12 protein-coding genes and 1 pseudogene are annotated in these 14,494 nt (G+C 43.4%); 6 read left to right on the top strand and 7 right to left on the bottom strand.

Annotated elements, in window-relative coordinates:
* Nucleotides 1-93 precede the first annotated feature (93 nt).
* A complete protein-coding gene (locus JC606_RS06820; RefSeq protein WP_137407053.1) occupies nt 94-693 on the bottom strand; it encodes a hypothetical protein in 600 nt (199 codons plus the stop codon).
* Between the two features lie 169 nt (nt 694-862).
* Between JC606_RS06820 and JC606_RS06815 the strand changes: the two genes are divergently transcribed.
* A complete protein-coding gene (locus JC606_RS06815) occupies nt 863-2,395 on the top strand; it encodes a DUF3612 domain-containing protein (protein WP_137407052.1) in 1,533 nt (510 codons plus the stop codon).
* A 627-nt stretch (nt 2,396-3,022) separates the two neighbouring features.
* Here JC606_RS06815 and JC606_RS06810 read toward each other — a convergent pair.
* Together JC606_RS06810 and JC606_RS06805 are read right to left on the bottom strand one after the other, a co-directional pair.
* Complete coding sequence (locus JC606_RS06810; RefSeq protein WP_198778272.1) at nt 3,023-4,660, bottom strand: DEAD/DEAH box helicase; 1,638 nt, start codon at nt 4,658-4,660, stop codon at nt 3,023-3,025.
* A 163-nt stretch (nt 4,661-4,823) separates the two neighbouring features.
* Nucleotides 4,824-6,177, bottom strand: a pseudogene (locus JC606_RS06805) (diguanylate cyclase domain-containing protein).
* A gap of 285 nt (nt 6,178-6,462) precedes the next feature.
* On the opposite strand from JC606_RS06805, the gene JC606_RS06800 reads away from it, so the two are divergent.
* Nucleotides 6,463-7,635 carry a DUF3541 domain-containing protein gene (locus JC606_RS06800; protein ID WP_198778271.1) on the top strand — a complete coding sequence of 391 codons (1,173 nt, stop codon included), beginning with the start codon at nt 6,463-6,465 and terminating at the stop codon, nt 7,633-7,635.
* A 111-nt stretch (nt 7,636-7,746) separates the two neighbouring features.
* Here JC606_RS06800 and JC606_RS06795 read toward each other — a convergent pair whose 3' ends face one another.
* The 4 genes from JC606_RS06795 to JC606_RS06780 form a co-directional block, all read right to left on the bottom strand.
* Complete coding sequence (locus JC606_RS06795) at nt 7,747-8,355, bottom strand: class I SAM-dependent methyltransferase (RefSeq protein WP_198778270.1); 609 nt, start codon at nt 8,353-8,355, stop codon at nt 7,747-7,749.
* A gap of 31 nt (nt 8,356-8,386) precedes the next feature.
* Nucleotides 8,387-8,656: a hypothetical protein gene (locus tag JC606_RS06790; protein WP_137407048.1), complete on the bottom strand. Its 270-nt coding sequence runs from the start codon at nt 8,654-8,656 to the stop codon at nt 8,387-8,389.
* 298 nt (nt 8,657-8,954) lie between these two features.
* Nucleotides 8,955-10,163: a NupC/NupG family nucleoside CNT transporter gene (locus JC606_RS06785; protein WP_198778269.1), complete on the bottom strand. Its 1,209-nt coding sequence runs from the start codon at nt 10,161-10,163 to the stop codon at nt 8,955-8,957.
* Nucleotides 10,164-10,607: 444 nt separating this feature from the next.
* Nucleotides 10,608-11,228 (bottom strand): hypothetical protein, encoded by a 621-nt coding sequence (locus tag JC606_RS06780; RefSeq protein ID WP_198778268.1) that lies wholly within the window; start codon nt 11,226-11,228, stop codon nt 10,608-10,610.
* A gap of 423 nt (nt 11,229-11,651) precedes the next feature.
* On the opposite strand from JC606_RS06780, the gene JC606_RS06775 reads away from it, so the two are divergent.
* The 4 genes from JC606_RS06775 to JC606_RS06760 all read left to right on the top strand — a co-directional run bounded on the left by JC606_RS06775 (nt 11,652) and on the right by JC606_RS06760 (nt 14,396).
* Entirely contained in the window at nt 11,652-12,128 is a 477-nt protein-coding gene (locus tag JC606_RS06775) for a hypothetical protein (RefSeq protein ID WP_137407099.1), read from the top strand.
* 285 nt (nt 12,129-12,413) lie between these two features.
* On the top strand, nt 12,414-12,683 hold the full coding sequence (locus tag JC606_RS06770) for a PTS sugar transporter subunit IIB (RefSeq protein WP_004740070.1): 270 nt from the start codon (nt 12,414-12,416) through the stop codon (nt 12,681-12,683).
* Between the two features lie 10 nt (nt 12,684-12,693).
* Nucleotides 12,694-13,950 (top strand): PTS ascorbate transporter subunit IIC, encoded by a 1,257-nt coding sequence (locus JC606_RS06765; RefSeq protein WP_004740069.1) that lies wholly within the window; start codon nt 12,694-12,696, stop codon nt 13,948-13,950.
* Entirely contained in the window at nt 13,947-14,396 is a 450-nt protein-coding gene (locus tag JC606_RS06760; protein ID WP_170222428.1) for a PTS sugar transporter subunit IIA, read from the top strand. The genes JC606_RS06765 and JC606_RS06760 overlap by 4 nt, the downstream gene beginning before the upstream one ends.
* Nucleotides 14,397-14,494: the final 98 nt, after the last annotated feature.

Here is a 14,494-nt window from a genome sequence, read left to right as displayed (position 1 = left end):
TTCGCCTTTATTGAAATTAGAAAGCCCCAAAGGCATTACCTTTGGGGCTTTTAGTTTATTATGCCCTTGATTCAGAGCGCTGAAGGCTCGGCTTTAAATTTGGAAACAGTAATTTAGGCAGTAGTCCTCACCACTTTTTGCTCTAAATTCTTTATTTTCACTACACGCCTTTGGTTTACCCTTTTCATCACCTTTAACTAGGCTGATCCAGTGTCGCATCGCAGCAATAGTTTCTTGGTGTAAAGTGGTATTCGTTGATTCAGTTGGAGCTTGACCGAATGTCGTGCACGATTCCAGTTGGATATCATCAATCTCTACCAGTTCAATGCAGCCAGTACCTTTGTGACAACCAAACATCACTTCTAAGTGGCTTCCGCTACCATCACGGAACAAGATTGAATCAGGGTCGCTCTTCTCCCCCATGTAGGCTACAAAGTGCTTAGGGTGTTTTAGGCCGCTATGCTGTCCGTCTTTGAAGTAAGCCATGATATGACGGTAATCGACTACGTAGCTCGTTACGTCTTGGTGAGAGCCATGCTCAAGAGGAAATAGACGGTCAAGCAGTTGCTTTGCTTTCACTTGCTTCTCATTTTGCTGGTTTGCACTGATTGTCTCCACGGCAAAGACAGCTTCAGCGATAAATGGCTTTGATTGTTTTTGGATTTCTGTTTTATCGAATGTAAGCATATTCATAGTCTTTCCCTCTTGACTAGTCCGGTGAAAACCACCGATTTTTAACGCAAAAATGTGTCCTAGAGCAATTATTCCAAACGAACGTTTAATTTATTTATCGTTTTGTGAATTGCTTAGTTTGTAGATTAGCGCTTTTTTACATACAATTTCACAACAAAAATTTTACAATGTGAATTTTACAAATATGGCCTTGTCAAAAAGTTTAGTTCGTCAGTCACATTTCCTAGGTACGAAGATACGTAACCTTAGGAAGCGTAACCATTTAACGATGGAAGATCTGTCTGCGCGTTGTATTAGAATCAACCCAGAGTATGCACCTTCCGTTTCTTACCTCTCTATGATTGAACGTGGAAAGCGAGTCCCAAGCATCGATATGCTCGAAGTGATTGCTCAGGTCTTCCAAAAGAGCCCAACATGGTTTCTTGACGATGAATCAGAACAGCAGGCCATTGCTCCCGACAAAGGTAATCGAGGCGGGATTAGCGGTATGGCTCTGGAGCCCAGCTTCCTTTTCTCTAACGACATCCTGCAAATTGCGATACCTGAGATGTTGTCGCAAACAGGTATCTCTGGGCGCCAATTCGCACATCTATTAATTAGAGCCCACCAAGAGAGCCACCAGAACCACTTCCCTGACCTTGAGCGGGCTGCTGAAGAGGTGGGCCTAAAACGACTCAACCTCAGCATAGAAGACCTAATAGACATCGCTAGAAGCCTCGGAATCAACATCCGCTGGGTAACACGCACACCGCAAGACGTAGTCGATGAGCTCGGTATCAACGCCAAACAGTTGGTAACGTCCTTTTTTGAACCGCCTGGTACCATCTTCTTAAATGAAATCCTCAAAGAATATCCAACGCGTTTAAAATACGACTTGTCGGTTTACATCGGCCATTGCATTTTGCATAGCAAAGAAGGGTTAAAGAGTGTGTTGTCGGTGGGAAATAACAACACATGGGACGACAACCAAGTATCAGGGTCTTCTCAACTCAACTCTCAAGATATTTTGCAAGCGTGGCGAGATTTTGAATCCAGCTTCTTTGCTGGTGCTCTGCTGTGCCCGAAGGTTCCTTTCAGACAATTGCTTGACCGTACCGGTTATGAAATCGATGTCCACCAAAGAGCAGGGGTTTCCCCCTCTGTTGCGATGCGACGAATGACGGTAGTCTCCCCCTACCCTCATTGGCACTACTTTGATGCTTATGGACCGGGGAAACTCAAGGCGGTATACCGCGGGAACGGGATTCCACTGCCTTGGGGGAATATGAGAACGGTGGCCGACCCATGTCAGCATTGGGCTGTGTTCCGTCGATTATCAGAGCCTCGTGCGGGTAGCTCAGCTCAAATCTCCATTTTAAACGTGGGTGACGAGCCAAGAATCTACTGTTGCGAATCCATCAACATGACGGATCCGGCGGGTAACAATCGCGTATTGTGTGCCGGCATAGACCTCAACCCTGCGATTGATGCCCAAGGCGGTAATTCAAGAGAAATAGCAGAGCAGCTAAAAGCTTCATGCGTTGACAATGGCGGCTCTGTAGCGATCCCACGTAACATCAAGAAAGATCTCACGACCATAGCCAAGATTCTAAATATAAATTGGATTGAACGTGGGATAGAAACAGAGGCGAGGCTTATCTGCTCAAGAGGCGGAGAGTGCCCACGCCAACCAAGCTGTTATTCAAAGTGCGGTGAGAGTTAATAGCGAAACCAGTGGGCATGTGTCTTAGCATTCATGCTCTGCTTGTTTTGCTTAGCAAAGCTGAGCTAATTAGGGTTAATGGATAATTCGGTTTGCTTAGTTTTGGAAGAGAGTAAAAAGCAAATCAAAAATAGAACCTCAAATTCAGGCAAAAAAAAACCAATCACAAAAAGGTGATTGGTCATATATTTTGTGTGAACAATAAAGATTCACTAACAACGTCAGTTGGCTAGGTGACCCTCGGCTTAAGAAGGGTCACCGTTACTAATGCAGCATGCGTGCCAACTTTAAAACCCCCTATTTATTACGCATCTGGACACGTATTAGCCGTAAATTCTTGTTTGTTTTGCAAACTGGAATTGCAAATTGCAAATATCAACAAAAACGCTAGTGATTATGTTGTTATTAAAAACTTATTAAAGACAGATTAACCTTGAGTTAAATTACTCTTTTTCAATAGATTCAATAAGTTTAACATCCCTTTCAGCCTACCACTTTTCAATACCACACGCATAAAAAAACGCGAACATTGATCATCAATATTCGCGTTTATCTCAGTGCTGTTGCAGAGCGATTTAGGCTTTCAAGAAAGCAACACTCTGCTTATGGCGCTAGCAGCAGAAATTCTTACTTCTGAGGCGCAGGCTTCGAACGAGATCGAGACGGTTTGTTCGCCGAAGGTCTGTTTCCTGAAGGCTTATTCGATGACTTACCTGGGCCGTAGCTGCCACCGTATCCAGATTTCTTAGCATTACCCGTGTCGCCCACTTTACCCTGACTGTTTTGCGAGCCAGGCTTGCGTTGCGAACCAGAGTGGCTTTGTGAATTAGAGTGGTTCGAAGCTGGCTTCTTACCTGTATTCCCGCGCTTGAAGTTGCTGCCATTGTTTCTTACTGACTTCTCTTCCCCCATAGCGGCTGGGTTGTTTTCAGCAGGCTTTCTACCCTGTGTCGGTTTGCGTTTTGGTGCAGACCCTGTGCCTGGTACATGGCGCTTGTTCTTACCTGCAGGCTTGTGACCGCGAGCATTATCGCCCGAACGTTGACCATCCGAGTGTTCACGTGGTTGTTTTGCTTTCTTCGGCTTCTTAGGTTTGATTGGACGTGTATCCAAACGCGACTCCGGAAGCTTGTTTACTGGCGAGAAACCTTCAAGTTCACGGCGCTCTAGCACTTGTTGAATTAGACGTTCAATACCGAACAGCTCACCAACTTCATCCGCACAAACCAATGAGATTGCTTTACCTACTTCACCCGCACGACCTGTACGACCAATACGGTGTACATAGTCTTCTGAAACGTGTGGAAGGTCGAAGTTAACCACTTGAGGCAGTTGTGGGATATCAATACCACGAGCCGCGATATCAGTTGCGACTAACACGCGTACCTTACCCGTTTTGAAGTTCTCTAGCGCTTTAGTACGAGCACCTTGGCTCTTGTTGCCATGAATAGGTGCAGCGGTAATGCCTTGCTCATCAAGGAAACGAGCCAGCTTATTAGCACCGTGCTTAGTTTTACTAAATACCAGCACCTGACGCCAATCATTGTCTTTGATAAGCTTCGCAAGCATTGGGCTCTTTTTCTTCTTATCTACTGGGTAGATACTCTGTTCAACCGTTTTCGCCGTCGAGTTTGCAGGGCTTACTGAGATTTCAACCGGGTTATTAACCAAGCCTTTCGCTAGGCTACGGATGTCATCAGAGAAGGTTGCAGAGAACAGTAGGTTCTGACGTTTCTTAGGTAAGAAAGCCAAGATCTTGCGAATATCGCGGATGAAACCCATGTCTAGCATACGGTCCGCTTCATCTAGGACTAGAATCTCAAGTTGATCGAAGCGCACAGCATTTTGGTTGTATAGATCAAGCAAGCGACCCGGTGTTGCCACCAGCACATCACTGCCTTTACGCAGTTTTTGCATCTGAGGGTTAATTTTTACGCCACCGAATACCACACTCGAAGTCAAAGGTAGATTGATACTGTACTTAACAACACTGCCATTCACTTGCGCAGCAAGCTCACGAGTCGGTGTTAACACAAGTGCACGAACTTGGTTCTGACGTACACGAGGGCCTTTTGATAGCAACTCAAGAATAGGTAGTGTGAAACCTGCAGTTTTACCTGTCCCTGTTTGAGCAGCGGCCATCACATCTTTGCCTGTTAGGACAGCTGGCACGGCTTTCTCTTGGATTGGTGATGGCTTATCGTAACCTTGTGCTTCAATAGCTTTAAGGATCGGTTCTGAAAGGCCAAGGGAGGTAAAACTCATAGATTATTTTCTCAGTTGAATAACATTTAGTATGAGCGACAAAGTACAAGAACGTGCCGCTGCAGCTTTTGCTGATCAAATCATTGATACGTAGCAAAGCGCGGTATTCTGAGGCTTTTCCCCACATTCAGCAACTAAATTCTAATCGCAACTGAGATTCTTTCTAGGTTATCTGACGCTTCTGCTCGTACATTTTTTCATCAGCGGCTTTCAACAGGCCATCGACATCATTAAAGCTGTCGTCATAAACGACCCACCCCACACTGATTCTGAGATAAAACGAGTGTGCTTCATAAACCACTGGCGTTTCGCATATCGCGCCTGTAGCTTTTGCGTAATGGTTGCCACGTGTTCCTCATCAATAATGCGTGGCAGCAGTACCAAAAACTCATCACCACCAATACGCGCAACAATATCTGAGGTGCGTAGCATACTCTTGATTCGTTTGGCGCACTCAATCAATACCTTGTCACCTGCCGCGTGACCATAAGTATCGTTAATCGCCTTAAAACCATCAAGGTCGATATTCACCACGGCGAAAGTCTTCGTTCGATGCTTCTGAACCGTTTTGAATGCTTGCTTGAGGCTATACATAAAGTAGCGTCGATTTGGCAACATGGTCAGTTCATCATGCATTGAACGGCTATCAGCAATACGATAAAGGCGATAGATCATGAAGTAAGCGCCCATAAGAATCAGCATCACCCCATACCCAATCAGCCTAACACTATGGATTCGATACCAAGGCACATCCATCAGTACGTGGTCGTTACCCGATAACGCCAAATACCAACCTCCGTAAGGAAAGTTTACCTGTTCGGTAGTAAAGGCATTACTAAACACCTCTTGCGTCCCATAGAACACCTCACCATCTTTACCAGCACTGTTTGTACCGCGAATGGCTAAGTTATATTTGTTTTCAATTTTGCCAACACCTACATCTTCTAACAGTGCATCTAGGTCGATAACCGCGCTCGATACGCCCCAATAGTTTTGGTTAAAAGGAGGATCTCTAAAGATAGGGGTTCTTGTTATTAAGGCTTGCCCACCCTGGAACAAATCAAAAGGACCCGCAATAAAGGTGTTACCTATGTTGCGAGCAATCTCAACCGACTCCCATTGAATTGGATGGTCTCGATAGTCAATACCTAGGATTTGTTCGTTGCCTTCCAGTGGATAAACAAAATTAAGTACATCGTTCTCAGCGAGACCGATTAAGCGAATGTGGAAGCCATCTCGAATGATGTTCTGAGCAATCTGGTCCCAACCTTTTGGTCTCCATTAGGATTGATCGTCACAAGTGTTGAGAAGTTATTGAGAATATACATGTCAGACACGATCGTCGCTTCTATACGAGATCGGATAATAGATAGTTGCTTTTTGGCGACCGAATACGATTCATTTTTAAGAAAGGTCAATTGCTTGGCGTGAAAATGCTCAATTGCACTCACGACTACAAAGAAGAATAACAACGATAATACTTTGGCAGGCCACTGCTTGCTAAAACGACTTGGCATTCGAGAACCTCTAACACTATTGTTCTGTTTACTGCCTTTAATCGGCTCATTTCTGGCTTGTTTTTTCAGTATGCCGACAAGCGATTAAAAATCCACACTTTAAGTCTGGTCTACACTCATTATTGAGTCATTCATCACTCATAGCCAGTTAACTACACTGATTACTCAATCAAAAAACCTAAATGAGCCTTATAAAGCTTACATTGTATTGACCCAAACCTTACATTAAAGGATTCATCAGTGTTATTTTATACTCACGATTAATCAGCTTGGTACTTTACTCATATGAAGTTAAAAACTCTCACTCTGTGCACCTTATTATCAACTTCTGTTGCCATTGCGTTCCACGCACAAGCTTCCTCTGAAACAAACGGGGCGGTTGAAGTACAAGAGAACTATACCGCAACAAGCGTACCAACTGTTCAATCGCAAACTGAATCGCTCTACTCTCAAGAACAATATTTCAAACAATCAGCCGACTTGATTCGTCAGACCTATGAAAGCCAGCTTTACACGCTTCCGGCCTTTAAAGAGGGGCATTACGGACTGCGCATGTATCGTCAAACATTAGATGATAAATACGCAGCAGCGGTATGGAGCGATATGGCTCGCGTGGCGAGTAAGCTCAGCAGCCTGTCGAATGATGTTCACACCATGGAGCAAATCGTCATTTATTCAGAGAAACGTGTTGCTTCTTACGTCGGTGATGACGATGAGCGCAGTGTACGACGTTACAATATCACCAAGCATATGCCCGAATATCTATATCTAGGCGTTGATCTTCTTGGCTCTATGGCACGTGCCAATGAATACGGTTTGGAACACAAGAACGATGCCAAGCTACGCGAAATCATTCGTCGCTATGACTTTTCTCGTTATGTAACCAATGAAGACATGGTGAAAGCGTGGGCAGCTCAGCTCGCTAATCAGGTTTATTGGCTGCGCCAACTGGGTGAGCAAGATGTGGTTGATGAGTTCGTCGAGACCTTTAAAAAAGCCTACCCTGACGACAAGGATAAAAAGCTCTCTAGCCAACAGTTTGGCAATAAGATTTACGGCATGACACACGTCATCTTCGGTGACTCTGAGTACTATCAACATCAGGTCAGCGAACAAGAACACCAATGGATCTACGATTACTTTAGAGAGAACATCGATACTATCCTGCTGCGTGCCAAAGAAGATGTTATTGCCGAGGTTGGCTTAACCTTCCTATTGGCAGGCCTTGAAGATGATCCAGTGGTAGAGAAGACTCGACTTGCTATCCAATCCTCGATTGATAAGAAGCGCGGTATGATCCCTTCAATCACCGGTGATTTTGATCTTGAATATGGAGAGCACCGCAACGTATTGGCAATCATGTTGCTTGACTGGCAACAAGTGAATGAAGCACCAACCTTTAAAGGGAACCCAAAGGTATTTAAAACGATTCCTTACGGGCTCGTTGAGAATAAATAGAACACTTAAGCCAGACGACAAAAAACCAAAAAGCCGCACACCTTTAAGGCATGCGGCTTTTTAATACCTGACACATATCAATAGCGCGGACAAAGCATAACGCTAAAACGCTCAGACAGCCTTGTTCATCACTATAGTGAAATCACCTTCGGTGTAACCCTCAATCAAAGAGACATCGTCACACTGCGTTTTACAGAAGCGATAAACGCCCTGGGGGTGATAACTCATCAAGGTATTGCTCGAAGGGTACTGGCTAGAGTTAAGAAGGTTAAATATGACGGTTTGATTTGCTAGGTCAAACATCCGAGTAATCATATTCGTCAGGTAATCAGAATCTCGAAAAATGTAATTCAATGAACCGCTAGCGATAACCACGTCATGGGTTTCAAGAGGCATCTTGCTCATGTCACCTGCAATAAATTGGCATCGATCTTCTGTGTATTTTTGCTTGGCCGTTTTAAGGAAGCCAGAGTGCTGGTCAACACCTGTGTATGATTGGAGACGATAAATGCTGTCGAGTAGTTCAAACAGATCTCCGTAACCACACCCTAAATCCAAAACACTTTTTTTCTCGAAGTCTGTAGCGCGCGCGATCACTTCGAAGCGACACAACTGGCTCTCTTCGTTGGTCCAACCTAGAGACTTTGCTTTGTCCCCTTTCCAACGATGGGTTTGCTTTCGGTGATACCAATACACCTTAAAACGATCGCGCCAATGCATTACATGCAACTCAACCACATAGTCAGACTAGCTAGGCTTCAGAGTCGTTAGTAAGTAAGCCACCGATCTTGTAGCCAATTGCATAGCAAACCGCGGCAACGGTCACGAACCCCAGTGCAGAAAAGAAGTACGCTGCCGATGCTGCTACACCCGCGCCCCAGACAACACTAAATACCAAACCGAGATAAGCTTCTTTTGGCCACTGAGAGATAGGAAATTGTTCACCACCAGCAATAAGATAAACCATTGCAAATAAGCCAATGAAGGTGGTGATAAGACCAATGAGAACGCGCATGTTCATGGGAAGACCTTTGATTTATTGAATTTGGTTGCCACTATTGTTCATCGGTACCAAATATCGCTACTCGAAACCGCATACCACTAATCGCAACCTAATAATATTCAAGTATATAGGATAAAAGAGGCTTGCTCTATTACTCTTCAGAGTGAAGCTTCACTCACTATAACAGCACGAAAAACCTAGTCCTCATATCATTCGACTTTGTAACAGCCACAAAAAAGCGGAGACCTTCCTTACGTAAACTCCGTAAACAAGGTCTCCGCTTTGACTGAATCTAGAGGCTTTTGCTCAATCTAGATTAAAGCAGGATGAAGATACCCGCTAAACATGCACTCATTAGGTTTGCTAGCGTACCAGCAGCGACTGCTTTCAAACCTAGGTTCGCTACTTCTGCGCGACGCTCTGGCGCCATTACACCGATAGAACCCAGTTGAATCGCAATAGAGCCGATGTTAGCAAAGCCACACAATGCAAATGTCACAATCACTTGGCTGTGTTCAGACAGTAGCGCTTTGTTTTCAACGAAGTCGATGAAAGCAACAAACTCGTTCATTACGATCTTCTGACCAATGTAAGAACCCGCCATTAATACTTCATCACTCGGAATACCGATTAGCCATGCTAGTGGTGAGAATAGGTAACCGAAGATAGCTTGCAGCGTGATACCCGCAAAGCCGAACGTATCACCTAGGCTTTCTAAGCCAGTGTTTACCATGGCAATCACACTCACAAATGCAATCAACATCGTACCAACGGCTACCGCAACCTTCATACCGTTCATCGCGCCGCTAGCCAATGCATCAATTACGTTGCTTTGGTCAGCTTTATCTAGCTCAATGTGGTCATAGTCACTCGGTGTGCTACGTTCAGGAACGATGATCTTCGCCATTAACAAGCTACCCGGAGCCGCCATGAAGCTAGCAGCAATGAGGTATTTAAGTTCAACACCCAAGCCTGCATAACCACCAAGCACACTACCAGCTACCGATGCCATACCACCTGCCATTACAGCAAACAGTTCAGAACGAGTCATAGACTTTAAAAAAGGACGAATAAGAAGAGGAGACTCACCCTGAGAAAGGAAGATATTACCAGTCGCTACCAGAGATTCAGCTTTACTTGTGCCAAGCAGTTTTTGCACCGCTCCACCTAAGATTTGAATCACTTTCTGCATGATGCCTAAGTAATAAAGCGCAGAGATCAAAGCACTGAAGAAGATAATGATTGGAAGTACGCGAACCGCGAAAATGAAACCTTCAGTAGCAAGATCACCGAAAAGGAAAGCAATACCCGCGTCAGCAAAACCAAGTAGGCCAGAAACACCATTACTTAGACTTGTTAACGCTAACTGTCCCCATGGGAAATACAAAACTAAAGCTGCGAAGCCGATTTGAAGTAGTAGTGCACGAGTCACCGTTTTCCAGTTAATCGAAGAACGACTTTCAGATAGCAGGTACGCGCAAGCAATCAGTGCAATAACACCGACAAAACCAAATAGAATATTCATAATGTGTCCTAGTAATCCTTATAGAGTGAACATGAGCCAAGCGAATGACATCAAAGGAACAGGACAAAGAACCGCAAGCAAAACGCTACGCGATGAAGGGGCTAACAAAGTTAGCGGCTGTAACAACGAGTTGTTCATGTAAAAAATCACCTTATACAAGCAGTGGAACGTAGCTGGTCCGGTCCGTGGGGTCATTCACATATCCATGTGACGGCTTGTATTGGCTAAGCACCGGCTTAAAACCGGAAGAGAAGTATAAACAGATGATTGAGACTTTCATCACATTTTTTAACGCAAACGATCGCGCGGTCATAAAACATACAAAACGAACTAATTACCGCGATAATTCACTTTGTTAGTAATAAATAGGATAAGTACAAGTCACACTAAAACAAAAAGCCACAGAGTGTGGCTTTTTCAAAATATGATAGAAAACAAAAGTGATTAGTTTAGCAATGCACTTTTCACTTCAGTGTCTTGGAAGATTTCTTCGAAGCGCTGTTTATAGATAAGTTGCATCTCATTGATGATTGCACCGCCATCAGGCACATCATTCTCGCCTTGGAAGTTTTTGCTGAGTAGCTTTTCGCCCGCTTCATCGTAAATAATCACATTAACGTTGTACCAAGAATTGTCCGTGAACGCGTGGAAGTCATACTTCCATTCATTCAAGACGAACATCATTGATTTATTGTTGAACGCTTTCATCTGCTCAGCGACCTTGGTGATATCCTCTTCCGGTGTCGTTTCTACCGACTCAACAGCTACTTGCTGTTGTTTCAAACCTGCTACCAATCTGTCGGTTAAAAACTGAGACATGGGCTGCTGTGTCGCCGTGTTGTAGGTATAAGGGATACCTAATGAGCTACGAATAATGCCTTCGAACTTTGGCTCTTTGTCGTGATCAAGAACATAAGGGCGCTTGTCGATCACAGCGATAGTCAGTGCTTTTTCTTGCGGGACTTCGTTGAGTTGAGGCGCACTCTGCTCTGCGGTTAATACTGTTGCACAGCCAGAAAGCCCTAGGGATACTGCAGCGAGCAGCAAACTGACGAGTTTTTTCATTAGATTTACCTATTTTATTGTTTTGAATAGGCTGTTCTAACAAACATTGCCTCGCCCCGTAAACATTCATAAAATCAATAATTTATACAGTCTTTATTTCTATAAATTAGCTCACACATCAGGTCGAATTTATTGATTCATCAATCAATAAAACGCTAACTAACAAGCCCTTGTAAATGAGAGTTATGAAGTGAACAAAATATGTTCAACCCATGTAGCTCACCAAGTAAGCGCTTAGTTAATTCTGTGTGATTATTAGCAGTTTTCTGTGCTCTACCTCATTTACCGTGACTTCAAGATTCATCTTAAGTTTAGATGCGTATATACTTTATAGGTATCTCACCAAATAATATCTATAAAATACTAATAGAGCTGATCAGATATAACAGCCTTTGAGACTAAGAGAGGAAACACGTGAAGAAAATGGAAGCTCCGCACGATATGAACATTGGAGCTAAATTCAAAACAAATAGACACGGTTATGTGACAGTAGTTGAATATTATAATACTCATACTGTTATCGTTGCGTTTGAAAACACCGGAAATATTCGAGCTATCAGTGCGGCTAAATTACGTACAGGTCAACTAACTGATCGTTCGGTTGCTCCTGATTCAATTATGATTGGCGAACAGGTTGAATCGGTTAAACACGGAATATTAACCATTACTCAAGTTGAGTCTGAAAATATTGTTGTGTTAAAAAATGCTGACAATGAAGAAATTAGAATGCTATTGCCAGCAGTACAAAAAATGAAAGACAAAGTTGAAGATATTGATGAAGATAAACTTGAAGCATCAAAACCAACTTCTCTAAGCCAGTTAACTAAAAGAAGTAAAAAGACTAAAGACGTTAATAGCATGCTTAAGAAAATGCTTACTGATTACGGCAGATACGATTAATTCAATATTTGATCTTTGCTAAACCTTTCAAGATTCATATTCTAATATCCAAATAAAGATCCTCCTCCCTCTCTAAATAAAAGACGTTGCATATTCAAGTGAGAACTTAATTTGATCAAGATCCCACTCTGAATTTCTCGCGCAATTTAATGAGATCTGCGTCACAATCTCATTTTGACTTTGTGACGCAAGTATTACTGAAATCTCGGTATTTCCATTAATATGCTCCCACACAATAAGAGAACGAAGTTTCTCAAACCTTAAAATCCAATCGAGACAAATATTATGAAAAAGATTCTTGTAGTTTGCGGTAACGGCCTTGGTACTTCTCTAATGATGGAAATGGCAGTGAAAGATGTGGCTAAGAAAATTGGTTTTGAAGCTGAAGTTGATCACGAAGATCTATCTTCTGCAGCATCAAGCACTGCGGATATCTGGGTTGCTGCAACTGACGTTGCGAATCAACTAAAAGAAGCTGGTAAAGAAAACATCATCAGTCTACAAAATATTTTTGACAAAGCATCAATCGAAGAACAACTAAAAACTTTCATGTAAGGTCAAAATTATGCAAAACTTTTTCGAGTTTATGCTTGGCTTATTAAAAGAGCCAGCAATCATGGTGGGTTTAATTGCTTTCATTGGCTTGGTTGCACAGAAAGCAGATATTTCTACCATTCTTAAAGGCACAATTAAAACCGTAATGGGTTTCCTAATTTTAGGCTTTGGTGCTGGTGCCTTAGTTGGTGCTCTAAATAACTTCTCAGTAGTATTTACTGAAGCATTCGGCGTAAGTGGTGTTATTCCAAATAACGAAGCAATTGTGGCGTTAGCACAAGAAGCATTCGGTTATGAAATGGCTCTAATTATGTTCTTCGCATTCGTTGTGAATATTTTATTGGCTCGTTTAACACCTCTAAAATATATTTTCTTAACGGGTCACCACACAATGTTCATGTCTATGCTGGTTGCAGTTATCCTGTCTACAGCGAACATTCAGGGCACGGCTTTAGTCGCAATTGGTTCGATCATTGTGGGTTCACTGATGGTCATCATGCCTGCACTTGCTCAGAAATACACAGAGAAAGTAATGGGTACCGATCAACTAGCGATGGGTCACTTCTCAACATTCTCATACCTGGTATCTGGTTTCATTGGTAGCAAGTTTGGTGACACGTCGAAAACAACTGAAGACATCAATGTGCCTAAGAGCCTAATGTTCCTACGTGACACGCCTGTCGCAGTAGCAACAACCATGGCAATCTTCTTCATGTTTGCTTCGATTGTCGCTGGCGGTGAGTTCGTAGAAACCGTTTCAAATGGTCAAAACTGGGTTGTGTTCACATTCATGCAGTCTCTTGTGTTTGCCGGCGGTGTTTACATCGTACTGCAAGGTGTGAAGATGTTGATTGCTGAAATCGTTCCTGCATTTAAAGGTATCTCAGACAAGCTAGTACCGGGTGCAAAACCGGCTCTAGACTGCCCTATGGTATTCCCTGTAGCACCAAACGCGGTACTTATTGGCTTCCTTTGTTCTTTCGCTGCTGGCCTACTAGCAATGGCAGTACAAGGCGCACTTGGCTGGACAATTATTGTAGCGGGCGTTGTTCCTCACTTCTTCGTAGGTGGTGCAGCGGGCGTTTACGGTAACGCAACTGGCGGTCTACGTGGTGCGATTCTAGGTTCATTCACTCAAGGCCTATGTATCTCTTTCTTGCCTATGCTACTGCTTCCTGTTCTTGGCGGACTTGGCCTAGAAGCAACAACATTTGCTGACTTCGACTTCGGTGTGGTTGGTCTGATTCTAGGGTGGATTGTTTCATGAGTTTATTCGATTTAGTCGGTAACCAAGGCGTTATCATCAACTCTGAAGAAAACCTAACGGTTGATGCTGCGATTGATGTGACATGTTCAACACTGCTAGCGAGCAACAAGATTGAAGCAAGCTACGTTGAAGCCATCAAACAAAAGCACAAGGACATTGGCGCGTACTATGTTCTAGCTCCAAAGATTGCAATGCCTCATGCTCGCCCTGAAGACGGCGTAAACGAAGCATCACTACAGGTGACAATATTCAAAAAAGGTGTTGATTTAGAGTCGGAAGATAACGGTGACGTTTACCTTTCCATCACTCTGGCGGCAATGGATTCAGATAGCCATATCCATACCATCATGGCGCTATCTGAGCTGTTCCAAAATGATGATGACATTGATGCCATTATCGCTGCAGAAACAGAGCAAGAGATCATCGAGATCTTAAAGCGATACTAACCTCGCTACATTGCTCCTGAGCGAATAAGCCCCCAAATAAAAAGGTTCATCGCGGATTAGCGGGAACTAAAAACAAAAACGGTAGTAAGTGATATGGT

The sequence above is a fragment of the Vibrio sp. IB15 genome (assembly GCF_016406055.1).
In the GTDB taxonomy this organism is placed as follows: Bacteria; Pseudomonadota; Gammaproteobacteria; order Enterobacterales; family Vibrionaceae; genus Vibrio; species Vibrio chagasii.
This window is presented reverse-complemented; position numbering and strand designations above follow the sequence as displayed.

What these genes read in the sequence shown, in the direction of transcription:
- JC606_RS06790 (WP_137407048.1), bottom strand. Translation starts at nt 8,656, where the DNA reads ATGAACATGCGCGTTCTCATTGGTCTTATCACCACCTTCATTGGCTTA.
- JC606_RS06785 (WP_198778269.1), bottom strand. Translation starts at nt 10,163, where the DNA reads ATGAATATTCTATTTGGTTTTGTCGGTGTTATTGCACTGATTGCTTGC.
- JC606_RS06795 (WP_198778270.1), bottom strand. Translation starts at nt 8,355, where the DNA reads ATGCATTGGCGCGATCGTTTTAAGGTGTATTGGTATCACCGAAAGCAA.
- JC606_RS06810 (WP_198778272.1), bottom strand. Translation starts at nt 4,660, where the DNA reads ATGAGTTTTACCTCCCTTGGCCTTTCAGAACCGATCCTTAAAGCTATT.
- JC606_RS06820 (WP_137407053.1), bottom strand. Translation starts at nt 693, where the DNA reads ATGAATATGCTTACATTCGATAAAACAGAAATCCAAAAACAATCAAAG.
- JC606_RS06760 (WP_170222428.1), top strand. Translation starts at nt 13,947, where the DNA reads ATGAGTTTATTCGATTTAGTCGGTAACCAAGGCGTTATCATCAACTCT.
- JC606_RS06775 (WP_137407099.1), top strand. Translation starts at nt 11,652, where the DNA reads ATGGAAGCTCCGCACGATATGAACATTGGAGCTAAATTCAAAACAAAT.
- JC606_RS06780 (WP_198778268.1), bottom strand. Translation starts at nt 11,228, where the DNA reads ATGAAAAAACTCGTCAGTTTGCTGCTCGCTGCAGTATCCCTAGGGCTT.
- JC606_RS06800 (WP_198778271.1), top strand. Translation starts at nt 6,463, where the DNA reads ATGAAGTTAAAAACTCTCACTCTGTGCACCTTATTATCAACTTCTGTT.
- JC606_RS06770 (WP_004740070.1), top strand. Translation starts at nt 12,414, where the DNA reads ATGAAAAAGATTCTTGTAGTTTGCGGTAACGGCCTTGGTACTTCTCTA.
- JC606_RS06765 (WP_004740069.1), top strand. Translation starts at nt 12,694, where the DNA reads ATGCAAAACTTTTTCGAGTTTATGCTTGGCTTATTAAAAGAGCCAGCA.